23 protein-coding genes and 4 tRNA genes are annotated in these 25,947 nt (G+C 47.8%); 7 read left to right on the top strand and 20 right to left on the bottom strand.

The genetic code is table 11. The features are described from left to right. Positions 1-106: 106 nt before the first annotated feature. From ACN08W_RS02630 to zapE, 9 genes are all read right to left on the bottom strand, one after another. Positions 107-1,744 carry an RsmB/NOP family class I SAM-dependent RNA methyltransferase gene (locus ACN08W_RS02630; RefSeq protein WP_419108738.1) on the bottom strand — a complete coding sequence of 546 codons (1,638 nt, stop codon included), beginning with the start codon at positions 1,742-1,744 and terminating at the stop codon, positions 107-109. Next, the gene (fmt, locus tag ACN08W_RS02625) at positions 1,741-2,667 is read right to left on the bottom strand and encodes a methionyl-tRNA formyltransferase (protein WP_419108737.1); all 927 of its coding nucleotides are present in this window, start codon (positions 2,665-2,667) and stop codon (positions 1,741-1,743) included. The genes ACN08W_RS02630 and fmt overlap by 4 nt, the downstream gene beginning before the upstream one ends. Positions 2,668-2,676: 9 nt before the next feature. After that, positions 2,677-3,276 (bottom strand): peptide deformylase, encoded by a 600-nt coding sequence (gene def / locus ACN08W_RS02620; protein WP_419108736.1) that lies wholly within the window; start codon positions 3,274-3,276, stop codon positions 2,677-2,679. A gap of 11 nt (positions 3,277-3,287) precedes the next feature. Next, a complete protein-coding gene (locus tag ACN08W_RS02615; RefSeq protein ID WP_419108735.1) occupies positions 3,288-4,166 on the bottom strand; it encodes a cytochrome in 879 nt (292 codons plus the stop codon). Between the two features lie 192 nt (positions 4,167-4,358). Then, positions 4,359-4,434 (bottom strand) — tRNA-Gly (locus tag ACN08W_RS02610). 120 nt (positions 4,435-4,554) lie between these two features. Next, positions 4,555-4,626, bottom strand: a tRNA-Val gene (locus ACN08W_RS02605). 25 nt (positions 4,627-4,651) lie between these two features. Continuing rightward, positions 4,652-4,722, bottom strand: a tRNA-Cys gene (locus ACN08W_RS02600). Between the two features lie 47 nt (positions 4,723-4,769). Continuing rightward, positions 4,770-4,842 (bottom strand) — tRNA-Gly (locus tag ACN08W_RS02595). A gap of 208 nt (positions 4,843-5,050) precedes the next feature. Beyond that, positions 5,051-6,091, bottom strand: a complete 1,041-nt coding sequence (gene zapE, locus ACN08W_RS02590) for a cell division protein ZapE (RefSeq protein ID WP_419108734.1) — start codon at positions 6,089-6,091, stop codon at positions 5,051-5,053. A 205-nt stretch (positions 6,092-6,296) separates the two neighbouring features. Here zapE and ybaK point away from each other — a divergent pair, with 205 nt between their 5' ends. Further along, positions 6,297-6,794 (top strand): Cys-tRNA(Pro) deacylase, encoded by a 498-nt coding sequence (gene ybaK, locus ACN08W_RS02585; RefSeq protein ID WP_419103069.1) that lies wholly within the window; start codon positions 6,297-6,299, stop codon positions 6,792-6,794. Between the two features lie 82 nt (positions 6,795-6,876). Here the strand turns inward: ybaK and ACN08W_RS02580 are convergent, their stop codons facing one another. Next, entirely contained in the window at positions 6,877-8,163 is a 1,287-nt protein-coding gene (locus ACN08W_RS02580; RefSeq protein ID WP_419103068.1) for an alpha/beta hydrolase family protein, read from the bottom strand. 215 nt (positions 8,164-8,378) lie between these two features. On the opposite strand from ACN08W_RS02580, the gene msrB reads away from it, so the two are divergent. From msrB to ACN08W_RS02565, 3 genes are all read left to right on the top strand, one after another. Then, on the top strand, positions 8,379-8,798 hold the full coding sequence (gene msrB / locus ACN08W_RS02575; RefSeq protein WP_419103067.1) for a peptide-methionine (R)-S-oxide reductase MsrB: 420 nt from the start codon (positions 8,379-8,381) through the stop codon (positions 8,796-8,798). Positions 8,799-8,861: 63 nt separating this feature from the next. Further along, positions 8,862-10,127 (top strand): HRDC domain-containing protein, encoded by a 1,266-nt coding sequence (locus ACN08W_RS02570; protein WP_419108733.1) that lies wholly within the window; start codon positions 8,862-8,864, stop codon positions 10,125-10,127. A gap of 33 nt (positions 10,128-10,160) precedes the next feature. After that, positions 10,161-10,589, top strand: coding sequence for a Rieske (2Fe-2S) protein (locus tag ACN08W_RS02565; protein ID WP_419106862.1), 429 nt, complete (start codon positions 10,161-10,163; stop codon positions 10,587-10,589). A gap of 301 nt (positions 10,590-10,890) precedes the next feature. On the opposite strand, the gene dxs is transcribed toward ACN08W_RS02565, so the two are convergent. The 5 genes from dxs to ACN08W_RS02540 all read right to left on the bottom strand — a co-directional run bounded on the left by dxs (position 10,891) and on the right by ACN08W_RS02540 (position 20,724). Further along, entirely contained in the window at positions 10,891-12,870 is a 1,980-nt protein-coding gene (dxs, locus tag ACN08W_RS02560; protein ID WP_419108732.1) for a 1-deoxy-D-xylulose-5-phosphate synthase, read from the bottom strand. Between the two features lie 181 nt (positions 12,871-13,051). Then, on the bottom strand, positions 13,052-13,987 hold the full coding sequence (locus ACN08W_RS02555) for a DNA-methyltransferase (RefSeq protein WP_419103063.1): 936 nt from the start codon (positions 13,985-13,987) through the stop codon (positions 13,052-13,054). A 198-nt stretch (positions 13,988-14,185) separates the two neighbouring features. Next, entirely contained in the window at positions 14,186-16,870 is a 2,685-nt protein-coding gene (gene acnA, locus ACN08W_RS02550) for an aconitate hydratase AcnA (protein WP_419108731.1), read from the bottom strand. A 359-nt stretch (positions 16,871-17,229) separates the two neighbouring features. Continuing rightward, positions 17,230-18,678, bottom strand: a complete 1,449-nt coding sequence (locus ACN08W_RS02545; RefSeq protein ID WP_419108730.1) for a class I SAM-dependent RNA methyltransferase — start codon at positions 18,676-18,678, stop codon at positions 17,230-17,232. Positions 18,679-18,756: 78 nt separating this feature from the next. Further along, a complete protein-coding gene (locus ACN08W_RS02540) occupies positions 18,757-20,724 on the bottom strand; it encodes an APC family permease (RefSeq protein WP_419108729.1) in 1,968 nt (655 codons plus the stop codon). Between the two features lie 151 nt (positions 20,725-20,875). Here ACN08W_RS02540 and ACN08W_RS02535 point away from each other — a divergent pair, with 151 nt between their 5' ends. Together ACN08W_RS02535 and ACN08W_RS02530 are read left to right on the top strand one after the other, a co-directional pair. Further along, the gene (locus tag ACN08W_RS02535) at positions 20,876-21,565 is read left to right on the top strand and encodes a potassium channel family protein (protein ID WP_419103059.1); all 690 of its coding nucleotides are present in this window, start codon (positions 20,876-20,878) and stop codon (positions 21,563-21,565) included. Between the two features lie 5 nt (positions 21,566-21,570). Further along, positions 21,571-22,224 carry a potassium channel family protein gene (locus tag ACN08W_RS02530; protein ID WP_419103058.1) on the top strand — a complete coding sequence of 218 codons (654 nt, stop codon included), beginning with the start codon at positions 21,571-21,573 and terminating at the stop codon, positions 22,222-22,224. Positions 22,225-22,309: 85 nt separating this feature from the next. Here ACN08W_RS02530 and ACN08W_RS02525 read toward each other — a convergent pair whose 3' ends face one another. From ACN08W_RS02525 to dut, 4 genes are read right to left on the bottom strand one after another with little or no spacing between them, the layout of a single operon-like run. Continuing rightward, positions 22,310-23,011, bottom strand: coding sequence for a DUF3159 domain-containing protein (locus ACN08W_RS02525; RefSeq protein WP_419108728.1), 702 nt, complete (start codon positions 23,009-23,011; stop codon positions 22,310-22,312). Then, entirely contained in the window at positions 23,008-23,577 is a 570-nt protein-coding gene (locus ACN08W_RS02520; RefSeq protein ID WP_419103056.1) for an asparaginase, read from the bottom strand. Before ACN08W_RS02520 ends, ACN08W_RS02525 begins: the two co-directional genes overlap by 4 nt. Positions 23,578-23,580: 3 nt before the next feature. After that, complete coding sequence (locus ACN08W_RS02515) at positions 23,581-24,369, bottom strand: DUF3710 domain-containing protein (RefSeq protein ID WP_419108727.1); 789 nt, start codon at positions 24,367-24,369, stop codon at positions 23,581-23,583. A gap of 49 nt (positions 24,370-24,418) precedes the next feature. Next, positions 24,419-24,865 (bottom strand): dUTP diphosphatase, encoded by a 447-nt coding sequence (gene dut / locus ACN08W_RS02510; protein ID WP_419103054.1) that lies wholly within the window; start codon positions 24,863-24,865, stop codon positions 24,419-24,421. A gap of 180 nt (positions 24,866-25,045) precedes the next feature. Here dut and ACN08W_RS02505 point away from each other — a divergent pair, with 180 nt between their 5' ends. Then, positions 25,046-25,531: a DUF3093 domain-containing protein gene (locus ACN08W_RS02505; protein ID WP_419106856.1), complete on the top strand. Its 486-nt coding sequence runs from the start codon at positions 25,046-25,048 to the stop codon at positions 25,529-25,531. Between the two features lie 75 nt (positions 25,532-25,606). On the opposite strand, the gene ACN08W_RS02500 is transcribed toward ACN08W_RS02505, so the two are convergent. Next, positions 25,607-25,906, bottom strand: a complete 300-nt coding sequence (locus tag ACN08W_RS02500) for a DUF4193 domain-containing protein (RefSeq protein WP_419101941.1) — start codon at positions 25,904-25,906, stop codon at positions 25,607-25,609. Positions 25,907-25,947: the final 41 nt, after the last annotated feature.

Below are 25,947 nucleotides of genomic sequence, written 5' to 3'. Positions count from 1 at the left end.
TTCAATTCTGCCTTGATAGCACACCCAAAAACAAGCACGACAACCGAAAAGATACCCAAGATACCCCTGAGAGAACCCTGCCAGCTCAAGTCAGAGAAACAAAAATCTATTTCTTCTGAAAGAGAGCAAAGAACATCGCATCTGTTCCATGCACATGAGGCCATAGTTGAGCTGTTGTTGCCGTAGCACCACTCCCCTCTACAGCACAACCAACAGCGCGCTCTCCCGAAAGCAAGGATTGTCCTTGATCATCGGTTAACGCAACCTCAGCTAAAGCCTGAGCCGAATCAAGAAGCTGCACATCGTGAGTTCGCAAAATATCCTGAACGATATTGCGAGTTTCTGCCATATGAGGAGAACACGTCACATACGCAATCAGCCCACCAGAGCGTGTCTGTTGCACGGCAGCATCAAAAAGCTGTTTCTGCAGGGTCAAAAGTTCCGCTATATCACGGGGACTTTTACGCCAACGAGCTTCAGGGCGACGACGTAAAGCACCAAGCCCTGAACAGGGCACATCAACCATGACACGATCAAAAAGCATGGTAGAACGTAGCTGTTTCGGCAAACTCGACTGTGCTTTAAGAGTCTGATCAATCGTGCGCCCATCTCCCGTCAGCACTCGATACCGTTGAGAATCAAGCGGTTTAAGAGATTTTTCAACAAGAGCTGCTCGATGTGGCGCTGATTCATTAGCAATCAGGACACCACCACGTTCTTGAGCCAAAGCACCCAGCAGAGCCGCTTTACCGCCCGGCCCTGCACAAAGGTCTAGCCATACCTCATCTTTTCCCGATAATGGAGCCTGCGCTAAAGCACGAGCAACAAGCTGAGAACCAACGTCTTGAGCACGCACTGTACCTTGTCGAACACTCTCTAAGCGCCCTAAATCGCCTTGAGAGTAAAGAGCAGAACCCTCAACAAGTTCACCTTTTTGAGCACCTTTTGCTAAGACTTCGTCTAAAGAACCTAGCTGTGGTAAAACAACAAGATTCACAATAGGAGCGAGATTATCTGCTTCTAGAAGTTTGGTAATCTCGTGAACGTCACGCCCATGAGCGACTAACGCTTGACGGAAAGCTCGCACAATCCACGTCGGATGCGAATAACTCACCGATAATTGATGCAGTTCGTCCTTTGCTTCTGAGACTAAAAGTTCTTCCCATTGTTCGGGGGTTCTTTCAGAGACTCGACGGAGTACCGCATTAATGAAGTGTGCAGGTCCGCTTCCAATTTCGGCGCGGGCTAACGCCACGGTAGAGTTCAACGCCGCATGCGCTGGAACACGCATCGCTAATAGCTGGTGCACGCCCATACGCAAACACGTCAGAATCTGAGCGCCTGTTTTTTCTAAAGGGCGGTCTACACAATGAGTTAAAATTGCGTCATAACGACCCTGATAACGCAACGTTCCGTAGGTGAGCTCTGTGGCAAACCCAGCGTCACGTTGGTCTAGGCGATGTTTACGGATGGCTTGAGGTAGCACAAGGTTGGCGTAAGAATCTGAAAGCGCCACGGAATTAATGACCTCAAACGCTGTTTTTCGTGCGGGGTCTGAGGTGCGACGGCGAGCCCTTGGCGCGCTAGCGGAGAAAGCACGTTCGTGCTGAGCACGTCGGTTACGTTCACGTCCCTGCGCGTTGCGGCGGGTTTGACCGCCCCCGCCGCGTTTTAATTCAGTGTTTTCTCCTTGACGGGAAGAACGAGTTGAGTATTTTTTCTGGCGGGGTTTTTCTGCGCTCATGACAGCACTACTTTCTGTTCGTTGAGAGCTTTTCCAAGTCCACGTGCCCAATCGGCAGCGTTCATCATTTTCTTTCCTGCCGGCTGCACTTGAGTCAGTTCTACACAACCATCAGAACAGCTAACAACAACTTTTTTAGCAAGGACACGTACCGTCCCGTATTCGCCTACTGGTGATTCAAGGCTAGGTCGAACCATAGCTATTTTAATACGGTTCTGTTCTAGCATGCACCAAGCTCCCGGCTCAGGGATAACACCTCGACATCGTGCAATAATCTCTGCTGTGGTATCTGACCACGTAATTTTTCCGTCACTCACATCTAATTTTGCTGCGTGAGTGGGCCGCCCATGCTGGGGTTGAGGAGCTATTTTCTGCTCAATTTTTTCAAAGGTCTGAGAGAGTAAGGCTCCACCGCTCAATGCAAGACGATGCAGAATATCTGCTGCGGTGTCATCTCCTTGAACACGGGTAGATTCTTGCATAAACACGGGGCCTGTATCTAAGCCTGCTTCAATCAGGAAAGTACACGAGAAAATTTCGTCTTCTCCCGCCATCAAGGCACGTTGAACAGGCGCAGCACCGCGCCACAAAGGAAGATTCGAAAAGTGAAGGTTAACCCACCCATGTTCGAGTGTATCTAGTGCAGATTGAGGAAGTATTGTTCCATAAGCTACTACTGCGGCAACCTGAGGTTTAAGTGCTTGTACTTGTTCTTGAACCTCTAGACTCCAACGATTTGCCTTGATAATGGGAAGCCCTAGCTCTTCGGCACGGCGGGCAACAGGTGATGGAGTTAGCACACGTTTACGTCCTTGCGGAGCGTCTTCTCTGGTCAGCACTCCAACGATTTCGTGCGGTGATGTCAAAAGCCCTTCTAAGGCTGTTACCGCAGTCTCTGGTGTTCCAGCGAATAAAACTTTCATACTCATACCTTATTTTTTCAGGAAAGAACTGCCAAAGGCACTACTGCTAGATTGGGTGTTAGTGCCGAATCCGGAGGAAACTCGTGTGGCTCGTTCTCGTTGGGTACGTTCAGTAACATGGTCAAAGTTAGAACTACGAATTGCACGCATCACGGTTTTACGTTCTTCTCCAACGAGTCGATCAATATAAAGATGTCCGTCGAGGTGGTCTGTTTCGTGTTGCAACATTCTGGCGAACAGTCCTTCGCCTTCTAAGACGATTGGATGGTTATTGTAATCCACGCCTGTTACACGCGCCCAGTTGGTGCGTGGTGTTGGTGAGGAAAGACCGGGTACGGAGAGGCATCCTTCTGACCCTTCTTGAGGTTCTTCTCCTCGTTCGAGGACGGGGTTGATGATGTGCCCTTCTTGTCCATCGATATTTCCGTAGGTGAAGAGACGTTTGGTGTTGCCAATTTGTGGTGCGGCAAGCCCCACTCCGTTGACTTCGTACATGGTATCTAGCATCGAGTGAATTAAAGTTTTGAGGTCTTTGTCAAAAACTGTTACAGGGTCACAAACGGTACGTAGTACGGGGTCTCCAACGGTGCGGATGCTAAGAATCGGCATGTGTCTTCTTTCTAGCCTAGGTGTGTTATAGGTGTAGTGGTTGGTGTGGCAGGTGGTGGCACAACGGGCATTAGAGCTTCTGCCCCGTTTTCTGCCAGATCGCGGGTGCAGTCCCAGACGCGTTTGAGAGCGCAGAATCTATACCAGTTTTTTTCTAAGGTTACCGGATTCGCTTGTTGTGGAACGACTTGTGTTTGCCCCAGGGCAACTCCCATGAGGATAGGTGCTTTTGAGTATTCCCACGGCTTCCAGAGGTTATCTGTTTCATCACTGATGTATTCTTCAGCTTTGAGTCCTGCTACGAGTTGCATGACGACTTTAGGGTCGAGAGCTTTGACGCGTCCTTTGCGATCGGTTCCTTTAGTTTTGTAGTCGATGATACATACGTGTCCGGCGATTTCAGCGACGAGGTCGAGTGTTCCGGCGTATCCGACGCTATGGTTCCAAATAGTTACTTCAGTTGCTAGTGGGCGGGGGTTGTATATATCCCACCATTCATCGAAACGGTCTGCGTAGGCTTGTTCTCCGTTGCTCACAAGTATTTCACGGCATTCTTCGGTGCGGTGTTCTTTGCCCATTTTTGCTAGTGCAACATTTTCGGCGTAGTTGTGGACGCGGTCTCCGCGGGCGGCGGCTTCGTCTCTATATCTTTCTGAGGCTTGTGCGGCGTCGCGTATGATGGCGAATTTTAGTCCTGAGGATTGTGATACTCGATAGGAACGGCGGTCTTCTAGGGCTGCTTTTGCTGCCATGTATCCGTGCCATCCGCTCAAATCTGTAGCTTGTTGTCCGATGATAGTGGTAATGGAAGGAACTTCGAGAGTTCCGCCTTCAGTTCGTGCATACATTCTGCCGTGGTCGGTGTCAGATGCTAGTTTCGGCGATGTCACGTTATACCTTAGGTGTTCAAGTGATTTGATAGCTCATGGTGCAAGTTGCAAGACTTGAGAGGGGTATTTTCTGTAGGTTCAATTACTCAGATTACCCTGCAAAACTCTACTCTTTTGGAGTTGAAGTGGTCAAATTTTTGATGGTGAATAAAAGATAAGACCTCCAGATGTTTCTGGAGGTCTTATCTGTTTTGGAGCGGTTGACGAGACTTGAACTCGCGACATCCACCTTGGCAAGGTGGTGCTCTACCAACTGAGCTACAACCGCGCAACGAGTAAATACTATACACACAAAAAACGTATTGTGCAAACTGTTTTTGCAACTTCTGAGTATTTTTTACAGGTAGCACAAAACCCCAGTTCCTTTACAAGAACTGGGGTTATTTTGTGCGCGATACTGGGATCGAACCAGTGACCTCTTCCGTGTCAGGGAAACGCGCTACCGCTGCGCTAATCGCGCTTAAACATTATAAATAATGTCTGCGAGGTGAGGACGGGATTTGAACCCGCGTACACGGCTTTGCAGGCCGCTGCCTAACCACTCGACCACCTCACCGAGCCTCGCTAGAAGCTAGGGCGTGTGCTCTTTATAAGCATCATGCGAGCGGTTGACGAGACTTGAACTCGCGACATCCACCTTGGCAAGGTGGTGCTCTACCAACTGAGCTACAACCGCATATCAACACCTCAACGAAACAAGTGTTCGTTTGGCTGACAGGTAAATACTTTACACGTTTTTTTCGTTCTTGCCAAATCGCCACACAACACACCATATCCCCCTTGTTTTCAAGGAAAAACAGGGGCGTTTAGAGTTTTTACACTATAAACACCCCATATTTTATAACGTGTAATACGTCACATTTAGAGTGTTTTTATGGGCTATTTTAGCCATTTCCTTCACGAGCCAACGCCGTTAAACGTGACACCGCACGAAAATACTTCTTCTGATATCCGCCATTCATCATCTCCTCCGTAAACACCTGGTCAAAAGGAACACCCGAAGAGATAATCGGCAAATCCTTGTCATAAAGACGGTCAGCAAGAACAACAAAACGAAGAGCTACTGACTGTTCCGTAATCGTCTGAACATTCTTCCACACAATACCGCTAAGACCATCTAATAATTGACGATACCGCGAAGGATGAACCACCGATAGATGCTCAATAACCGCAGAAAAATCATCACAGGCAACTACATCGCTCCCGCTAAAACGTTGCTGAGCACAAGACTCTTCAGCACCCAACACAACAGGCTCAGGCGCCTGAGGTAAACCACGATGACGATAATCCTCACCATCTACCCGTAACACATCAAATTGTTCAGCAAGAACCTGAATCTCCCGCTTAAAATCAGCCGCAGCAAAACGCCCTTGCCCCAAAGCTCCAGGCAAAGTGTTCGATGTTGCCGCCAAACGAACACCAGCATCAGATAGTTCACGCATCAAACGAGACATCAACACCGTATCGCCCGGGTCATCAAGCTCAAATTCGTCAATACACACCAGACGATAAGAACTCAGCGCATCCACTGTAGAACGAAACCCCAAAGCCCCTACTAAGTTCGTATACTCCACAAAAGTGCCAAAAGCCTTTGGGCCTTCAACACTGTGCCACAAAGAGGCTAAAAGGTGGGTCTTACCGACACCAAAACCACCATCAAGATATATGCCAGTTTTCTTCTGTGAAGATGAGGAGGAAGACCCAAAAAGCCGCGAGAAAAATCCTCCGCTCTTTTGAGTAGGTGCTACCGTAGCACCAAAAGCACGCAAGGCCTCTACTGCCTGAGCCTGACTTGGTTGACTGGGATCTGGGCGGTACGTGTCAAAAGACACCTCACCAAAACGCTCTGAAGGGCGAAATCCTGCAAGTAGTTCTTGTGCCGAAACATTTGGGCGACGTTCTATCAGGTGCGTATATGAAGCCATGGGGTATCTTCCTTGAAAACTTAGCTTGGAAACAGCAACATCGTTGTCATGCTGTTTTAAGTTCTCAACCAGTGTAATTCCTTACCTCATTAAAAACCCAACTATGACCCGCATTACCTCATAGCGCTCTTGATAAAGCACTCTCTCATTTCTAGGGTAGATACCAAGTAAGCACCACAACACAGAAAGTCATAGTACGGAAATCATGGCAAAGAAAAAGAAAAACGTAGCAACAGCTACCGCAGCGTTACAAGCACTTAGCCAAGCTGGAATTATTTTTGAGCCACGAGAATATGAACATCGTGAGGGTGAGACCTCGTTCGGTTTAGAAGCTGCTACAGCCTTAGGTCGAAGCGAACAACAAGTTTTTAAAACCCTCATGATTGCCCACGATAACAACTATGCCGTCTGTATCGTACCCGTTGCCGGAAAACTCAATCTTAAAGCGGCAGCAGCAGCTCTCAGCTGGAAAAATGCGACTATGGCAGACCCAAAAATTGCAGAACGTCGTAGCGGATATGTTGTTGGTGGAATCTCCCCTATCGGGCAAAAAATAGCGCATCCCACATTACTCGATAGCAGTGCTGAAGATTTTGCAACAGTACTTGTCTCTGGCGGTAAACGCGGTCTAGACGTTGAGCTAAGCCCACAAGACTTATTAGCTATTACAAACGGCACCTACGCCAAAATTGCTCTCTCCTAATATCCCCGCAATGCAACAAAAAGGTGGGTGTTTGCCCTCCTAACAAACACCCACCTTCGATAACAGCGACGCAGAGGAACAACTATCCGAGACGAATTTTTAGCCAATCAATAACAGTATTCGTCCATTTCTGAGGATCAACATTCCACTCACGTGTATGCGTTGCTCCAAAGAACGGGATAAAGTCCACTAACGGAGATTTCATGGCAATCTCTTGAGAGCTAGATGCTGGAACATATGTATCGTCCAAAGAATGCAAAATCAGAGTTGGGACTCGAATATCACCGGGGCGGCGAGTCCACGACATCTTCGATAGCTCAATTGGGCGTTTAAGTCCGGTAAAGATATTTAGAGCAGGTTTAGAAATCATCGAGACACCTAGCTCTCCGATACGCAACGGCAGACGGTTATATTTTGTTTGGTACTCGATGAGTTGAAGCCAATCAATAGCCGGTCCGTCTAAGACAAGAGCCTTAATTGCACGACGATGACGTGCTCTATCCATAGTCTGCAAACTAATTGCACCACCCATAGACCATCCGAAGAGGACAACGTCTTGAGCACCATGTTCTAGAGCATATTCAATGGCAGTATCAACATCTTGCCATTCAGTAAACCCTAAACCATAGCGGCCGTCGTCTGAAGGCGGAGCGTCACGGTCATTACGATATGAGATATGCAAAGAGGTAAGCCCTAGACTTTGAGTTGCCTCAAGCGCGCGTAAAGTCTCTGCACGAGTTACACCCATACCATGAACCATAATAGCCCATGTCGTAGAAGGTTTAGGGGTCGACTCTTGAGGATAATCGCGATAACTTGCTTGAGGGTGAACCAACCAAGCAGGAGCTTCACCTACCGGTAAGTTGAGGGTAATTTCTTCAGCACGATACCCCGCAGTTTCCGGTGTTCGGGCAATAACGCCAGAAAGTCGCCCTCGAACAATTTTTGATAAATCACCAGATTCAACGGAGATGACACGACGAACCACTTTTTCTTCATATGGTTGGTAAGAAAGCACTTCACCAAGATGAGCAAAATGTGTACCACCGTCGAAATAGAGGCCGTATTCACCGGGTGCTCGTGTAGCTGGTGTCGCGTTAAGAGTGATAGTAGTAGGATGTTCGTCTTCTCGTCGTGGTTCTACAGGATAACCAACAGAAAAAACTTTAAGGTTCTCTTCCGGTCTGGTAGGCGGCACCACCACTTGTCGTGCAAAGTAGGTAGACAATGCAGCAGCTGACAACATACCGGTAGCGGTAATAGCAGCACCTGCTAACGCACCCGTTCGTGCTGCTTTGCGAGCAACACCACTGATAAGTAGTAGTGAGCTATCTGATATGGCTAGTTCTTGTTTTTGAGAGTCGGTCATATTTCCTCCGCTCTTAGTTGGTTTCGCTGGTTCAACTAATTACCGTGTTAATCATAAGTGACAAACCCGAACATCAATCCACTTTAGGTTATCTTTCTCACAGTGTTCTATTCTTTTTGTTCGACAAGACCAACATAAGCCACCACATTTGAGCAGGTAGAACGAGTAAAATTCAGGTGACTACTACCGTACAACAACAAATCGACAAGGACATCATGAACACTGAACACCCTGAAGTCGGAAAAATCGTCAAAGACTGGAAAACAGTACTACACCCCGAAGAGTACAGAATATTACGTCAAGGCGGAACAGAACGCCCTTTCAGCGGAGAGTATTGGAACCACACAGATGAGGGCATCTATTCGTGCAAAGCATGTAAGACAGAGCTCTTTCGCAGCAATGAAAAGTTTGAGACGCACTGTGGTTGGCCCTCATTTTTCAGCCCTTTAGCAGAAGATCGAATCCGCTACATCAAAGATTATTCTCTCGGAATGGAACGCATTGAAGTACGATGCGCAGCATGCGATTCACACCTTGGACACGTCTTTGAAGGTGAGGGATACAACACTCCAACAGACCAACGATACTGCATTAACTCCCTTTGTTTATCGTTTGCACCCACAACAACAGATTAGAATAGACAATAATCTATAAACGACACCCCGCACCTGAGCGAACATACACAAGGTAGTGATTTTTTGTTAGATGAGTTTTGCACACACACCACAGCAAATAGCTGTGCAGAAAGTTCATTCCCCTCATCAACGACACCTACCTTATTAGAAGCCCCAGTAAGCGGCGTTCCTCCTGTAGTCACCACACAACTTGCGTTACAACGCGCCATCGAACGACTCGACGCGCTCACAGGACCCGTCGCTATCGACACTGAACGAGCTTCAGGTATTCGATACGGTCAACGTGCATACCTCATACAGCTCAAACGTGCAGGAACAGCACCGGTTCTTATCGACCCCATAGCCCCCATAGATTTAGAACCTCTCTATCAATTCCTTGCACCGCAAGAATGGGTACTTCATGCCGCCACTCAAGACCTCCCTTGCCTTAGAGAACTAGAGCTAATCCCCCAACGTATTTTTGATACTGAACTCGCTTCACGCCTAGCTGGATACCAAAAAGTCGGTTTAGCATCTATGGTTGAACAGCTTTTAGGCTATACCCTCAAAAAAGAGTACTCCTCAGTAGATTGGTCTTCTCGCCCATTACCTAAGGAATGGTTAGTCTACGCCGCCTTAGATGTTGAAATTTTGGTCGATTTACGAGATGCTCTCGAAGAGGTACTCATCTCTCAAGGGAAACTTCAATATGCTCTCGAAGAATTCGACTATATTGTCCGTACTAACCACCCTCAAAAACCACGTGACCCGTGGCGTAAAACGAAGGGTATTCACGAGCTTTCGACCAAAAGCCAACTAACAGTTCTACGTAACCTCTGGTACGAACGAGAGCACCTTGCAAAGTGTAAAGACATCGCACCTAAGCGTCTTCTTCCTGATGCTTCACTAGTTCAGGCAGCGCGACAGATGCCTAGAACCGTCCCCCAATTACTCAAAATTGCAGGATTCCAAACACGAGCGTTAGCACGTGAAGCACCACGCTGGATACGCGCTATCGCTCGAGCACATCAAGAAAAAGACTATGTTCCTTTCACCATTCCCTCGCAAGGTCCACCCCCACTAAAGTCATGGGAATGTCGTCGCCCGCTGTCTTTAGAGCTCATTCAAGAAGCGAAAGCTGCTATTAACCAGCTCTCTGAAGATGTAAATATTCCGCACAATAATATTTTGGCTCCCAATACACTACGTAAAATTTGTTGGGATATGCCGCGTGAACTTTCAGCAGAATCTCTCAAAGACGGACTCATCGCACTTGACGCCCGCCCGTGGCAGGTTCAGCTCACTATGCCAGTCTTACTACCGTTATTTGAAAAGTTTCACACACCATAAAACCCGTTATTCACACTATTTTAGGAAGAAATCATGTCAGGTGTACCCCACAACAAAGGGATGAACCGCCGTACCGTACTCGGCGGTCTGAGCGTCGGCAGTGCAGGTTTAGCATTGAGCGGATGCTCTCAAGAAGATGCACAACCTCAGGTGGCAGAAGGCCCTCAAAAACCAACCGATATGGCTGCAGTATCTGATGTTCCTCTCGGCGGTGCATATAAAGCAACAGCCGAGGGTATAACAGTGATGCTCACCCAACCGAAAGAAGGTGTTTTTAAGGCGTTTAGTTCAGCGTGCACCCACCAAGGTTGCCAGCTGAACGTCCAAACAACCATTATTGCCTGCCCCTGCCATGCATCACATTTTTCCATTAAAGATGGCTCTGTCACTGGTGGTCCAGCCCCTACACCGCTTCCTGAATATAAGACAGAGGTCAAGGACGGAAGAATCTTCGTCGGTTAATAAATTATTATTACCTCTAGCCAGAGACACTTTCTAATGATATATTCGGTTCTGTGAGTGACGTATTTCATCTCACACCTGTTCTCATTGCCGACAACATATTATTTTCGGAAAGGTCACCCTCATGGAGATTTTCAACCAGATTATTCAGGTAGCTACCCTTATCCTCAAATTCATTGGCGACATCGTCAACATCTTCGGATAATTTCTCGTAGCGTTTAACGTTCTTGGGGTGTTGGGGTACCAAAAAATTTTTTTGGTACCCCAACACCCCAAGAGCTTTTAACACCGTATCTTCATTTTATTTCTTTGCGTGGTTAGGTTTCTCACCCTTAGTTCGAGCATAAGGAACCATCTGCCCAGCAAGCTGAGCTAAAGTATCGGCAGTAATTTTCTCAACGGTTAAACCGACGTCTTCAAAAATTTCTCCACGCGAAGCATGAGCAATAAACTCAACCGGCAAACCAACCTCATTGAGGGCAGTATCCACTCCATGCGAGCGCATCATCTGGCGGATTCTTGCGCCCACACCACCAGCACGAACACCGTCTTCAAGCACTACCACAATGCGGTGTTCCCGAGCAGCTTCTACAACAGAATCAGCAACAGGCATGACCCATCGAGGATCGATTACGGTGCTTGTCACCTGCGCTTGAGCCAATGCTTCAGATACTTCCAAAGCTAATGGAGCTAACGCACCTACTGAAACAATCAGTACGTCGCGTTGTCCAGTTCTCTCATCACGGTCACCGTTACGTGCCAGCACGTCTACACCGTCTTCACAACGTTCGATCGCAGCAATGGGCTCTCCCACATTACCTTTAGGGTAGCGAATCACTGTCGGTGCATTATTAATATTGACAGCTTCACGTAGTTCTTCTCGTAAAGTAAGTTCATCTCGAGGAGCAGCCAAATACAAACCAGGAATAAACTGTAATAATGCTAAATCCCACATGCCGTGATGGCTTGGACCGTCAGGACCGGTAATCCCAGAGCGGTCGAGCACAATGGTTACGCCCGCTTTATGCAAAGCGACGTCCATGAGAAGCTGGTCGAAACCGCGGTTCAGGAATGTCGCATAAAGTGCAATCACCGGGTGTAAACCGCCATAGGCTAGCCCCGCACTCATTGCAACAGCGTGTTGCTCAGCAATACCAACGTCAATTACACGCTCAGGGTGTGCTTGTGCCATCGGTTTGAGTCCGACAGGAATGAGCATCGCTCCCGTAATACCTACGATGTCTTCACGTTCGTCTGCAATATCTTTAATTTCTTGAGCGAAAACGCTGGTCCAAGACTGACCGCCAGAAGAAGATAACGGCATACCGGTGTTTGGGTCAATTTTTCCAACAGCATGGAATTGGTCGTCTTCATGGGCACGAGCAGGAGCGTAGCCGTGACCTTTTTCGGTAATCGCGTGGACGATGACCGGACCAGCAAAGTTTTTAGCAGATTTGAGTGCTTGTTCAACAGCTTCTTGGTCGTGTCCGTCAATGGGACCAACGTATTTCATGCCGAGGTCTTCAAAGAGTCCGTTAGGAACAACGATGTCTTTTAGTCCGGCTTTCATTCCGTGTAAACCACGGTAGAGCATCTGACCTAGAGGGCCTGTAGATTGCAGCCCGCGACGCATCTTATCAAGGGTTCTATCGTAACGGCGATCTAGTCGAACAGAATCTAGATGTTTTTGAAATTCTTGCTGTAGCTCTGCCATATGGTTAGCGAAACCGCCAACAGTAGGCGCGTAAGAACGTCCGTTGTCGTTGACAATGATGACTACACGGCGGTTTTTATCGGCCGCAATATTGTTGACGGCTTCCCACGCCATACCACCGGTGAGAGCACCATCGCCAATAAGAGCTACTGTATAGTGTTCTGATTTTCCTTGGAGTGCGTGAGCCCGAGAAATACCGTCTGCCCAGCTCAAAGAAGATGAGGCATGAGAAGACTCAACAATATCGTGAATAGATTCGGAACGGTCGGGGTATCCGGCTAAACCGCCTTTTTGGCGTAAAGTGTGAAAGTCTTGACGTCCTGTAACGAGCTTATGAACATAAGATTGGTGCCCTGTATCAAAAATAATGGAGTCTTCAGGAGAGTTGAAGACCCGATGAATACCGAGGGTTAATTCGACGACACCAAGATTAGGTCCAAGATGTCCACCAGTTTGGGCAACGTGTTTAATTAAGAATTCACGAATTTCTTGAGCCAGTGTATTCATCTGATCCTGTGATAGGCTCCGCAAATCTTCAGGGGAAGAGATATTCTCTAGTAGTCCCATCTTGCTCTCCTTTAAACACCGATAGGTCGTATCTGCACTAGTTCACAGTGCCTTAGACGAGGCCCGAAATAGAAACAATAATTATACAAGGATACCCGTTGTGGTAAGGCTACATCGATTTATGAACACTAAAGCCACCAAATAGTTCGTTATTTGCTTACCATGCTCAAGCACCGTTCTTCTATGCTCGGTCTACTAAGCGAACTGGCCGTTGCCGAAATACCGTAAAACGCACAGGAGCAGGCACAGCCTCTTGCGATGACGGTTCAGCAGGTGGAGAGTTTTCAAAACGTTTCTGCATTACGTCAATTGCTTGTTTATTCTGGTCGATGAGAACAAAACGACGGTTCAGTTCCCATGCGGCGGCACCAGTCGTTCCGCTTCCCCCAAAGAAGTCAAGAACCCAGTCGTGCTCCGCGCTACTGGCTTGAATAATCCGACGTAGAACACCTAAAGGTTTTTGAGTGGGGTAACCGGTTTTTTCTCTCCCTGAGGGAGAAACAATCGTATGCCACCACACGTCAGTAGGTAATTTACCTTTGGCAACTTTTTCGGGAGTGACCAGCCCTGGGGCCATGTAGGGTTCACGATCAACTTCTTGGTTATTAAAATAATATTTTTTAGGGTCTTTGACGTACACCAAAATATTGTCATGTTTTGTTGGCCAACGTCGTTTAGTCCGAGCACCGTAGTCATAAGCCCAAATAATCTCGTTCAAAAAACATTCTCTGCCAAATAGTCCGTCTAAAAGAACTTTTGCATAGTGAACTTCTCGATAATCAAGGTGCAGGTAAAGAGTTCCCTCCGGTTTGAGTAGACGCCAAGCTTCTTGCAGACGAGGCTCAAGAAAAGACCAAAAGTCTGCAAAAGAGTCATCGTAACTGGCGATATCACCTTTAATGGTTTGATAACGCTGCCCCTGATACCCCACTCTATTGCCGCCCTCAGAACGCACAGTTTTCAGGCTCTGACGCTTCTGAACTTTTCCAGTATTAAAGGGAGGGTCGATGTAGATGAGCTGAAACGACTCATCTGGCAGATGTTCAATGACTTTAAGGTTATCCCCGTGTATCACCAGATTCGGTGAGTCCGCGCTCCAGATGGGTTGTTTTAGCATAAAAACTATCTTAACAGGTTTTGAGCAGGACGTTTTCTTTCCTCTCAAATGCTCATCTAAAAAAATATATAATTTGGAATAAAAATCGCCAGCTCACGGTTTAGCACCATCTCATACCGAGAGATACAGAAACCATGAGCTGGCGATTTCTCTTATAGAAACGCAACACTCAAGAATGCGATAAAAGAATCAGATTCTTTAGCTTTCTCTCACAAGGTTACGTAGCACATATTGCAAAATACCACCGTGGCGGTAATAGTCTGCTTCACCAGGCGTATCAATACGCAAAACAGCGTCAAAGACGGTATCGGTACCATCTTCAGCAGTAGCCGTAACAGTCAGAGTTCGTGGAGTTACTCCGTCATTGAGTGCTTCAACACCAGAAATTGTGAAAGTTTCTGTTCCGTCCAAGCCCAGTGACTCATGTGATTCTCCGTCAGGGAATTGCAACGGAAGAACACCCATACCAATCAAGTTTGAACGGTGAATACGCTCGAAGGATTCAGCAATCACAGCTTTAACTCCTAGAAGAGTAGTACCTTTAGCCGCCCAGTCACGAGAAGAACCGGTACCGTATTCTTTACCGCCTAAGACAACCAACGGAATACCTGCTTGCTGGTAGTTCTGCGCAGCATCATAAACGGTACTTTGCACACCATCACGAGTGAAGTCTCGGGTGAATCCACCTTCAACACCGTCCAGTAGCTGATTCTTAATACGAATATTAGCGAAGGTTCCTCGAATCATCACCTCATGGTTACCGCGACGAGAACCATAAGAGTTGAAGTCTTTACGTTCTACTCCGTTCTCGATGAGGTACTGACCGGCAGGAGTATCAGCGGCAAAAGAACCAGCAGGAGAAATATGGTCAGTGGTGACGGAGTCCCCCAATTTGAGGAGCACGCGAGCACCAATAATATCTTGAGCCGGTTCGATGTCCATGCTCATACCCTCAAAATATGGGGGTTTGCGCACATAGGTGGAGTCTTCGTCCCAGTCAAAGGTGTTTCCGGTAGGTGTTTCAAGAGATTGCCAGCGTTCGTCGCCGTCAAAGATGGTTCCGTATTCTTTGGTGTACATCTCGGTGTCGACTGCTTCTGCAATGATTTTTTCGACTTCGGCAGGGTGTGGCCAGATGTCTTTGAGGTAGACGGGATTTCCGTCATGGTCTTGACCGAGTGGGTCGTTCTCGAAGTCGAAGTCCATGCTTCCTGCCAGCGCGTAAGCAATAACCAGCGGCGGTGAAGCGAGGTAATTCATTTTCACATCTGGAGAGATACGGCCTTCAAAGTTTCGGTTGCCGGAGAGTACGGCGGTGACAGAGAGGTCGTTCTCTTGGATGGCTTCGGAGATTTCTGGTTCAAGTGGACCGGAGTTTCCGATGCAGGTGGCACAACCATAACCGACGACGTAGAAACCTAGTGCTTCGAGATCCGGTAGTAGTCCAGCTTTTTCGTAGTAGTCGGTCACAACTTTAGAGCCTGGGGCGATAGAGGTTTTGACCCAAGGTTTGGCGGTGAGGCCTTTTGCTGCCGCGTTACGTGCAAGGACACCGGCTGCCATCATCACTGAGGGGTTAGATGTATTAGTGCAAGAGGTGATGGAGGCTATACAGACGGCACCATTTTTAAGGGTGAAGTGACGCCCGTCAGCCATGGACACTTCAACTTCTTGGTGTTCTTTGCCAGGTTGGGTGTAGTTGTGGATGTCTTTGCTGAATTGTTCGCGTGCGGAAGAGAGTTCGATACGGTCTTGTGGACGTTTGGGGCCGGCAATAGAGGGTACGACCGTAGAAAGATCGAGTTCGAGGTACTCGGAGTATTGAACTTCTTGACGTGGGTCGTGCCAGAGTCCTTGTTCTTTGGTGTAGGCTTCGACCAATGCGATGTGTTCTTCAGTGCGTCCGGTTAGACGTAGGTAGTCTAGTGTTACCTCGTCGATGGGGAACATTGCTGCGGTAGAGCCAAATTCTGGGCTCATGTTTCCGATAGTTGCACGGTTAGCTAGTGGAACTTGGCTGACGCCTTCACCGTAGAATTCTACGAATTTTCCGACGACGCCGTGTTCTCTAAGCATTTGCGTGATGGTGAGTACCACGTCTGTTGCGGTTGCGCCGGAGGGGATGGAGCCGGTGAGTTTGAATCCGACGACGCGTGGAATCAGCATGGATACGGGCTGTCCGAGCATGGCGGCTTCTGCTTCGATACCGCCGACGCCCCATCCGAGCACGCCAAGACCGTTGACCATGGTGGTGTGAGAGTCGGTTCCGACGAGGGTGTCGGGGTATGCGCGTAGGGTGCCGTTGACTTCTCGTGCCATAACGGTACGTGCCAGATATTCAATGTTGACTTGGTGGACGATGCCCATTCCTGGTGGGACAACTTTGAAGTCGTCAAAGGCGCCTTGTCCCCAGCGGAGGAATTTGTAGCGTTCGCTGTTGCGCTGGTATTCGATGTCCATGTTGCGGGTGATAGCTTCGGATGTTCCGAAGTTGTCAATTTGCACGGAGTGGTCGATTACCAGCTCTGCTGGTGCTAGTGGGTTGATTTTGCTGGGGTCGCCGCCGAGGTCTTTAACGGCTTCTCGCATGGTGGCAAGGTCTACAACGCAGGGAACACCGGTGAAGTCTTGCATGATGACTCGTGCAGGAGTGAATTGGATTTCGGTGTTAGGTTCTGCGTTGGGGTTCCATTGGGCGAGAGCTTGGATGTGCTCTGCTGTGATGTTTGCACCGTCTTCGGTGCGTAGGAGGTTTTCGAGTAAAACTTTCAGTGAGTATGGAAGTTTTTCTGCACCTTTGACGGCGTTGAGCCGATAGATTTCGTAGGTTGTTCCTTTGACTTCTAGTGCGCCTTTGGAACTAAAGCTATCCACAGTGCTCATGTGGGACTCCTCTCGACACTGTTATGGAAAGTTTGTGTGGTGTGGTCTCTATGTTCGTTCTCTACCTTCAGATAGTGCGTGTGTGGACGCTACCTGTGGTTTGCGTGCTGGTGTGATGCGATTCTTAGAGACACATTGACACTAACTCTTATCATTGACTAGTGTACCGTGTCACACTCAAAGTTGTTTTTCGCAAAAGAAACGTGACTAAATAGAACGTCTTTTTTCAAAAAATATTTTTCAAGACAAAAAATCGCACCCCTGAAAACTAGCGGTTTTCGAGGGGTGCGAAAGCTTCTGATTATTTAATAGAGCGACTTTTAGAGTAAAAATATCAAAGAAATACACAAAATGTGATACTATTCACCCTTATGTGTCTTTTCGAAGACTGCAATAGACTCCACATGATGAGTATTCGGATACATGTCAAAGGCACTCAGCTGAACCATCTGCCAACCCAAAGCGCGTAAATACCCTGTATCACGCCCCAAAGACGCAGGATCACACGCAATATATATAACGCGCGCAGGGGCCAAGATATCAATCTGACGGATGACACCACGACCAGCACCTTCACGAGATGGGTCAAGAATAACAACATCAGGAGCCTTAAACTCCCCCGCTTTCACCTGACGTACCGTAGATTCCAAAACCTTCCGAGCGTCACCACGACGCACCTCAATATGAGTTTTAGCAGAACGATCAGTACGAGAAAAACCATCTGGAACAGCAAAATTATATCGAGCGTTCTTATGAGTTATCGCAGACCCCTCAACACTCAAAACAGTTCCCTTAGCACCCACGACATCAGCAGCAAGAGCGGTAAATAAACCAGCGCCAGCATAAATATCGTAAATCGTGCCGCCTTTAAGAGAACTCGGCAAAGCCTCTAACACAGCAGCACCTAAAGTCTGAGCCGCCCAACGATGATTCTGCCAAAAACCGCGAGAAGAAACTTCCCACTTATAAGTACGACCCGACAGCTCAAACGACTCATGCAAAGTCTCTTGGCCATATAAAATCACAGGTTGCGAAGGCCCCCCAGAACGGTTAACAGCAGAACAAAGAATAGAAGGCTTCACCCCAGAAAGATCTGACCACAACATCTGGCACTGCGCAAGAAGATCATCTTTCACAGAGGCAACAGATACACCATCACGCAAAGTAAAATGAACCGTCCGCTCATCCGTTGAAGACACCGCGACATCAACCCGAGCAACATCAGGAATCTCTAACTCATGAAGACGTAACTGCCCCATGGCGGCATCCTCTAACGGGCATCCTTGCACCGCTACTACCTCAGCAGAACGATAAGGACTCATCCCAATACGCCCCTGCTCAGTAACCGAATAATGAATACGCGTACGAGTACCGTACTCTCCCCCAGGTAACTCCTGCACGATTAGGCTCTCAAGGACAGGATTTTGAGCGTCCATTGCACCTAAGCGAATCAACTGTTCTCGAACAATCTCACGTTTATATTCTCTCTGTACGGCAGGTGATAAATGCGCATACTCCATACCGCCCACCGGCAATCTGCCCTCTTGGGCAGCAACTAGAGCATCTGCAGGCTCCCACACACCATCACGACGGGCAGGCGCCGGCGACTCAACCGCGATAACATCGGCAAAGAAAAAACGCTCCTTCGGTCCAATACCCGTGATTCGAACCGTTGCTTCCTCACCGACTACACCATGACGAACAAAAATAACCCGCCCATGATGACGCGCCACAAAGAACCCACCGTGAGCAACTCGCTCCGGTCGTACACGAAAAATCGCACCCACATGAAAATCTACTGTGCTCATAGCGTCCTTAGTCTTATGAATAGCCAGCACCAACAACTTTAAAGTATTGTCCCTATAAAAGGTGCCTAGCCTCAAGCATTATTGAATGATTCCTTGTTCTTGACCGACAGACCACGGAACATGAGCGATAACAACACCAGACTCATGACGTAGACGTTGAGCAAGTTTATGCACCGTTCTTCGATGAATAGAACGCTCCCACCACCGAGTAATCACGTACTCCGGTAAATACACCACCACAATATCGCGAGGAGACTGAGCTTTCTTTTGCCGAATGTACTCAATCAACGGAGTGACCCTATCACGATATGGAGAATCTAAAATAGTAAGCGGAACAGGAACACCCAGTGTATCCCATTTCTTCAATAACTCCTTCGTGCTCTGCTCAGCGACGTTGATAGCAACAGCGCTAATCGTTGAAGCGCGAGAAGCACGGGCATACGCCAAAGCACGTGCAGCAGGCTTACGCAAACGAGGAATATACACCACAGCGTGCACTCGTGAAGGAAGTGCACGAGCCTGCTCTAATGACTCTTCATCCTGAGACAACATTAAATCCTTATCTACATAATCATAATGATGACGAATTAACGTCATCATTCCCATCGTCAAAAGAATAAGAATGAGGCTCACCCAAGCGCCCTGAGTCAGTTTCGTCAAAAGCACCACAAGCATCGACACTGCCGTGACGACCAAACCAAAAGAAGTCACCAACACATCACGAATCAACTTACGCCGCTTAAAACGCTCTAAAGTAATACGCAACTGCTGCCAGCGATGCCTCAAAATAGCGCTCTGAGTCAAACACATGGAAGTAAAAACCCCCACAATATACATCTGAATCAACGCATTAATATCTGCACCAAAAATAAACACCAAAAGCACAGATAAAGCACCCAAAACAAGTACCGAATTCGCGTGAAGACGAGCAGAATGAAGCGCTCTCATTTGAACCGGCAGATACTTATTCTCGGCGATAGAAGAAGTCAGCAAAGGAAAACCAGCGAAAGCAGTACATGCGGCAGTCAGCAAAATACCCACCGTTGCATACCCTAAAAGAACAGGTGCTAAAGAGCCCGAAAAAATCGTTTCAGCGACCTGATACAACAACGGTTTTTGTCGGAAGCCCTCGCTAACGAGACGTCCTTGAACCATTAAATATTTTTCGGGTTCTTGAACAACCACCGCACCAATAGCATGCACAAGGAACATCACCAACAGCAAAAGAGCTGAAGAGACAAACCCTGAAATCATCAAAACAGTAGCAACGTTACGTTTCTGGGGAGCCGCAAAAAACTGCGCAGAACTATTAATCGTTGACACACCAGTCAACGCAACAGCACCGGAGGAAAAGGCACGTGCCAACAACAAAACGAGCCCTAAACCACTCACAACGCTTTCTAAACCACCACGAGGAATCACATAATAGGTGCTACTTTCTGCCATCGCTAACGTACCGGTGTAATACTGGTAGATGCCTACCACACCGGTAAAAGCAAGAATCCCCAAAAATGCGTAGGTTGGAACCATTGAAGCTTTACTTGTAAAACGAAGCCCTCGAATACACAACCAAGTCACGGCAATAACCAACGACGCTGCAAGATAGTGTTGGTGTGGCACAAGATGAGGAAAAATCGTCAAAAGATAGTGAGTAGCAGCGGATATTGCGACAGCCACAGTCAGCACATAATCCACCATAGAAGACGCGCCGTGTGCCAAAGCAGGAGTCGGCCCTAAACGGTGTAAGACAAGCTCGTATTCACCATGCTCAGAAATCTGGTTAACGTTATAACGGTATGTTCCCACCACAATCAGCAACGTCAAAGCAATACCAATAGCGACAAGAGGTGAAAAAACAAGCCCCGCAGCACCAGTTAAAGAAAGCATAAGAATAATCTCGTCTGGAGCGTAAGCAACCGACGAAACACTATCTGCCCCAAAAAGTGAAAAAGCACGGCGTTTAGGCAACGCAAGAAAACGCACATTTGCTCGGTGCGTTGGTCGTCCCCAAATAGAACGTTTGATGTGTCCCCATACTTTGTTCACAGCCTCTAAGAGTAGCCATTTCAGAGATTAAAAAACAGCTACCCCGCCCAAAAAACACTAAAATCATCCTCAGAGGCTTAGCGTCATCACAAAAACTAGAATAGGCTATAGGTTGCACGCAAATGGCCGAGGGCTTTTAGAGGAGACAAATATGCCGCATTTTGTGATTATGGGAGCAGGTCGAGTCGGTGTCATGCTTGCGCATACCCTCGAAGATTCAGGTCATACTGTTGCCGTTATTGACCAAGACGAACAAGCCTTCCGCCGATTACGTAAAGACTTTTCTGGTAAAAAAATTACTGGAGTAGGTTTCGACAGAGAAACCCTCAAACGTGCTGGCATTGAAGAGGCCTATGCGTTCGCTGCAGTCTCCTCTGGGGATAACTCGAACATTCTTGCGTCCCGAGTCGCTCGAGAAACTTTTCGTGTCTCCCACGTCGTTGCCCGTATTAATGACCCGAACCGTGCAGAGTTCTTCCAACGACTCGGAATCCCTACCGTTGCTGCAGTGCGATGGTCCACAGACCAAGTGCTGCGACGTATCCTGCCAGAACAAACCATGACAGGAGATTTCAGAGAAGCCTCAGGCCGACTTATTCTTGCAGAACTACAGCTCCACGAAGAATGGGCAGGACGCCCATTTACAGATATTGAAGCTGCCGCACAGGTTCGCATTGCCTATATCACCCGTTTCGGGGAAGGTATCCTCCCGCGTGCAGACTCTAGCTATCAGCATGGAGATGTCGTCCACGCGATGATGCGCACTGAAGATATTGGTGAAATATCTCGAGTTCTTGCTGCCCCACCGGCAGAATCAACCGACGAAAACGACAGGAGATAGACACAATGCACGTTCTCATTATTGGTGCAGGTTCCGTCGGATCTTCCATTGCAAAAGAGCTCACCGCACACGGACACAATGTTCGCATTATTGATAAAAAACCCGAAGTCATTGGGCGCTCCGAATTACGCAATGCACAATGGATTATCGGTGACGCCTGTGAACTTTCTGTCTTTCGTCGAGCCAAACCCGAAACCGCTGACGTTATTGTTGCAGCCACTGGCGACGACAAATCAAACCTTGTTGTATCCCTACTAGCACGTTCAGAATATGGTGTGCCACGCACTATCGCACGAGTCAATAATCCCAAAAATGAATGGCTCTTCGACGAATCGTGGGGTGTTGATGTTGCAGTCTCAACTCCACGGCTCATGACGGCGCTAGTTGAAGAAGCAGTAGAAGTCGGTGACGTTGTCCGTTTGCTCCAGCTTCAAGCCGGTGGTGCAATGCTCGTAGAATATACAGTCCCTTCAGACCACCCCATCATTGGGCACACGGTATCTCAGATTCACTGGCCAGAAGATACCACGCTAACCGCCATACTACGTGATGGTGTGCCTCGTCCCCCTAGCCCCGATGAACCCATCGAAGGCGAAGACGAACTATTCTTCATCACCACTGCCGACGGAGAAGAAGATATTAAAGCCCTCTTTAGCTAAAAAGAAAACTCGTGTACAACTATACGATGTAGATGTACACGAGTTTTTATTCTCTCAAAGACGGTGATGATTACAAGAAATCACTTTATTGCTGAGGCTTAGAAATAATCCAGCTTGCCCATAAGACCACCGCGTATAGTGGTATCCCCATCAGAAGACGGGCAATACCTAAAGTCGTCACATCGCCTATCTGGTACAGAGGAACTTGCACAGCAAGACGCGCAAAAAACATCGCGCAGAGTATTAGAGTTGCCCGATTATAAGCTCGTAGACGTTCTGGACGTTGACGCCAATGACCTTGTTCTCCACGAATATAGCTGTAGAAAAGTCCCAGAATAGGCCAACGAACCACCACAGATCCGCCCACAAGAAGACCATACACCAGATTAATGTACAGTCCTGGGGCATAAAACTCTGTGGCACTACCTGAACGATACGATATAACAGCGCAGATGAGAACCCCGATGAAACCAGATAACGATTGAATCAAGGTGCCCCGCTGTCTCAGGCGAAGCAACGCAAAGATACCAGCCACACCTAAAGAAAAGGCTAAAGCAATAAAAAGTTCTTTGGTGGTGGTAAAAAGAATCAAAAAAGCTACCCCTGGAAGGGTTGCTTCAACTATGCCTCGAACGCCACCCACTGCGTGAAGAATATCTACGTGTCCGTTGTCTTTACGTCGTAGGTGGGTACCGGCTTGCTCTAATGCGGTACTGATACTTACAGGTTTTCCCTGAGTCGTTTCAGTGGTTTGGTCTTGAAAGTCTGAGGGCTGTTCTTGGTTCATGGTGTTTTATGTTTCTCTTCATAGGCAACATGTGATGGAACAATCTCATAGCGTGGGTTATACATCCGATGAGGCGTCACTCGTTGAGAGAGCATCCCACTACAGCGAATATAGGTACCTGCAACAATCCCTGGAACGTTGCGTTGACCGTGCCAGATGAGTTCGAGATAGTCACCTTCAGCAAGGGGCGGAAACTCTGGATATAGTGGGGCAGGTGTTTTGGGGTAGCTGCTCACACGATATTGAGGAATGTTATGTTCTTCATCGCTAAGAGTTTCTTCAGAAGAATCATCGTCGGCGATTACTTCTTGAGTTTCGTCATCAGAGTCTTCTTCAAGGACCTCAATAATGGGAATACCCGTTAGTTGATGATAGTTAGAAGGGGCGAGGGGCTTAGAACGGCGCACTTCAAGTACTGCAGTGTATCTCGGTGGATCGGTTGGGGCAGATAGCGTTACGTGAACAACGCGTCCACCCACACGTGCACGAAAACGCTCAGGGTAACGTTCTAAGCGTTTTCGTAGAACTTGCTCATGGCTAGTATTCTCTGCCGCAGTAGGCACCATTTTCTACCCTATTTCTGTGATTTCTGGTCCGCGACGAGGCATTTTAAGGAGTTCTTCTTTCCCCTGAGGTGTGGACTGTTGTTGTGCTTGTTGCTGTGCTTCTTGAATAGCAGCAGGAACTGTCATCGGCAATAGTTCGCGAGGAGGACGAGGGTCTTGCCCACGAACAACAACAATTGAACGGAACACTTCTTCCATTTCCGCTACGGCTTCTGGTTTAACTGCAGCATCTCCGGCGAATACACCACGAAGGAACCAGCGAGGCCCATCTACACCGGCGAAGCGAGCTACTCTAAAACCTTTACGTCCGTCTGCTGTTTGCGCAGAAATACGAGAGACGAGCTGCCGCCCTAAAGACCCGTCAAGGATTTGAACGCTTCCGCCCTGTTCACGTACTGAGTGTGCAATTTCTTGACGGATATCGTCCCAGATTCCACGTGATTTAGGTGCAGCAAAAGCTTGTACTTGCAAGCTTCCTTGACCTTTAGTGAGTGTTACCGCTACGAGCTGTTGACTTTTTTGTTCGATGTCTAAACGCATGTTTAGCCCGTTGATCATTTTGATGCGCATTGCACCAAAATCCATGTAGCCTTCTGTTTCTTGCTGTTCGGAGACGTCCCATGGCCCAGAAGAACGGTCATAGTCATAGGGGGTGTTGAGGTTTTCTTCAGCCGTTTCTTCTACTGGCTCAGCAGCCTCTTCTGTTGTTGGTTGTTCTTCTTGCTCTGTGCCCTGTTCTAGGTTCTGTTGAGCTGAGTCTTCACGTTTTTTCTTTTTTCCAAACCCAAACATATCTTTTACCTTACGTATACAGCAGTTCTATGATGTTTTCTCAATTATTCTAGCGAACACCTGTTGAACCGAACCCTGCTTCAGCTCGTTCGGAGGAAGGCAATTCGTTGACCATCATAAAATGAGCTTTTTCAAAGCGTTGAATCACCATTTGAGCAATTCTGTCGCCACGGTTGATGGTAAAGGCTTCGTGTTGGTCTGTATTGAGTAAGCAGACGATAATTTCTCCACGGTATCCAGAGTCTACGGTTCCGGGTGCGTTGACGATGGTGATGCCGTGTCGTGCTGCAAGACCTGAGCGGGGGTGCACAAGTGCAACATATCCGTCAGGTAGTGCCAAAGACACACCTGTAGGTATCATCTTGCGTTCGCCGGGTGCGAGAACAGCATCAATGGTTGAGCGAAGGTCTGCGCCAGCGTCACCATCGTGTGCGTAGCTTGGAGCAGGAATACCTTCATCGAGCATTTTGAGGGGTATATCGATAGATTCAGTCACAGTAGTTCACTGTACTAGAATTATGCCCATTCGAGTACTTCGTGTGATGTCTTAGTCTTTTCTCTATAGAGTTCTTGAATCTTAGTTCACATCGCCTAGTAGAACTCAGTATCAGCGGTTGAATATCGCTAAGATAGTTCTACGGCTTATGCTTGTTCGCTATCTTTCAAAGGTTTATGTATGTCTCCTGATTCCACTGATGTTCTTTACTATGAGCGTCTCTCCCCCGGTTTTGGTACTTGGTTAGTAGCTATTGGGGTGGGTTGTGCAAGTTATCTTGTTGCTGCTCCGATTAATATCCCTATCGGTATTGTCGTGGGTATTCTCATGATGCTTCTGGTCGGTGGTGTTCTCTTTGCTTCTTCGCCAACGATTGAGATTACTTCTCGAGTGTTGCGTGTTGGTAGAGCACAGATTGAGAGGGAATATGTGGGCTACGCCGAGTCTTTTTATGGTGATGCGGCAAGAGTCGTTGCGGGGCCTGCATTAGATGGTCGTGCTTTTATGTGTTTTCGTGGTTGGATTGAGCCAAAAGTTCGGATTCATATTGTTGATCCAGCCGATCCAACTCCTTATTGGTTAGCTTCTAGCCGTCATCCTGAACGTATTGTTGAGATTCTCAATGAGGGTAAAGAAGTCCCTGAGGATTCATCACTTGAAGAATAACTATGTGTGTGCATGTGGGGAGGGGTGAGAAACCATTTTTGGTTTCTCACCCCTCCCCATATGTATTGGCTGGTGTTAGCCTTCGCAATCGATGCAGTATTGCATTCCGCCGTCTTCGTGAGCGATTTGTGAACGGTGACGCACGAGGAAGCAAGAACCGCAGGTGAATTCGTCATCTTGTGCAGGAAGAACAACGACGTTGAGTTCTTCATTAGACAAGTCAGCACCGGGTAGCTCAAAACTTTCAGCTGCTGCGTTTTCGTCTTCGTCAACAGCACCTGATTGCATTTCTGAGCGGTGGTTATTGAGCTCTTCAAATGATTCTTCGTTATTTTCTTCGTCCTGTTTACGAGGTGTGTCGTAGTCTGTAGCCAAAGTGTTTTTCACGCTCCGTGTGTTTAGGCATACCTTCCATC

The organism is Rothia sp. CCM 9419, from assembly GCF_048512815.1.
Classification (GTDB): domain Bacteria; phylum Actinomycetota; class Actinomycetes; order Actinomycetales; family Micrococcaceae; genus Rothia.
The sequence above is the reverse complement of the archived record's forward strand: the minus strand, read 5'-3'. Positions and strand labels throughout refer to the sequence as shown.

Excerpts from the sequence above, each read along its gene's own strand:
- ACN08W_RS02580 (WP_419103068.1), bottom strand. The coding sequence starts at position 8,163 with ATGACCGACTCTCAAAAACAAGAACTAGCCATATCAGATAGCTCACTA.
- dxs (WP_419108732.1), bottom strand. The coding sequence starts at position 12,870 with ATGGGACTACTAGAGAATATCTCTTCCCCTGAAGATTTGCGGAGCCTA.
- ACN08W_RS02525 (WP_419108728.1), bottom strand. The coding sequence starts at position 23,011 with ATGAACCAAGAACAGCCCTCAGACTTTCAAGACCAAACCACTGAAACG.
- ACN08W_RS02545 (WP_419108730.1), bottom strand. The coding sequence starts at position 18,678 with ATGAGCACAGTAGATTTTCATGTGGGTGCGATTTTTCGTGTACGACCG.
- ACN08W_RS02505 (WP_419106856.1), top strand. The coding sequence starts at position 25,046 with ATGTCTCCTGATTCCACTGATGTTCTTTACTATGAGCGTCTCTCCCCC.
- def (WP_419108736.1), bottom strand. The coding sequence starts at position 3,276 with ATGCCGATTCTTAGCATCCGCACCGTTGGAGACCCCGTACTACGTACC.
- ACN08W_RS02535 (WP_419103059.1), top strand. The coding sequence starts at position 20,876 with ATGCCGCATTTTGTGATTATGGGAGCAGGTCGAGTCGGTGTCATGCTT.
- zapE (WP_419108734.1), bottom strand. The coding sequence starts at position 6,091 with ATGGCTTCATATACGCACCTGATAGAACGTCGCCCAAATGTTTCGGCA.
- ACN08W_RS02555 (WP_419103063.1), bottom strand. The coding sequence starts at position 13,987 with ATGCTAAAACAACCCATCTGGAGCGCGGACTCACCGAATCTGGTGATA.
- ACN08W_RS02520 (WP_419103056.1), bottom strand. The coding sequence starts at position 23,577 with ATGGTGCCTACTGCGGCAGAGAATACTAGCCATGAGCAAGTTCTACGA.
- ACN08W_RS02515 (WP_419108727.1), bottom strand. The coding sequence starts at position 24,369 with ATGTTTGGGTTTGGAAAAAAGAAAAAACGTGAAGACTCAGCTCAACAG.
- ACN08W_RS02630 (WP_419108738.1), bottom strand. The coding sequence starts at position 1,744 with ATGAGCGCAGAAAAACCCCGCCAGAAAAAATACTCAACTCGTTCTTCC.
- ACN08W_RS02530 (WP_419103058.1), top strand. The coding sequence starts at position 21,571 with ATGCACGTTCTCATTATTGGTGCAGGTTCCGTCGGATCTTCCATTGCA.
- fmt (WP_419108737.1), bottom strand. The coding sequence starts at position 2,667 with ATGAAAGTTTTATTCGCTGGAACACCAGAGACTGCGGTAACAGCCTTA.
- msrB (WP_419103067.1), top strand. The coding sequence starts at position 8,379 with ATGAACACTGAACACCCTGAAGTCGGAAAAATCGTCAAAGACTGGAAA.
- acnA (WP_419108731.1), bottom strand. The coding sequence starts at position 16,870 with ATGAGCACTGTGGATAGCTTTAGTTCCAAAGGCGCACTAGAAGTCAAA.
- ACN08W_RS02565 (WP_419106862.1), top strand. The coding sequence starts at position 10,161 with ATGTCAGGTGTACCCCACAACAAAGGGATGAACCGCCGTACCGTACTC.
- ybaK (WP_419103069.1), top strand. The coding sequence starts at position 6,297 with ATGGCAAAGAAAAAGAAAAACGTAGCAACAGCTACCGCAGCGTTACAA.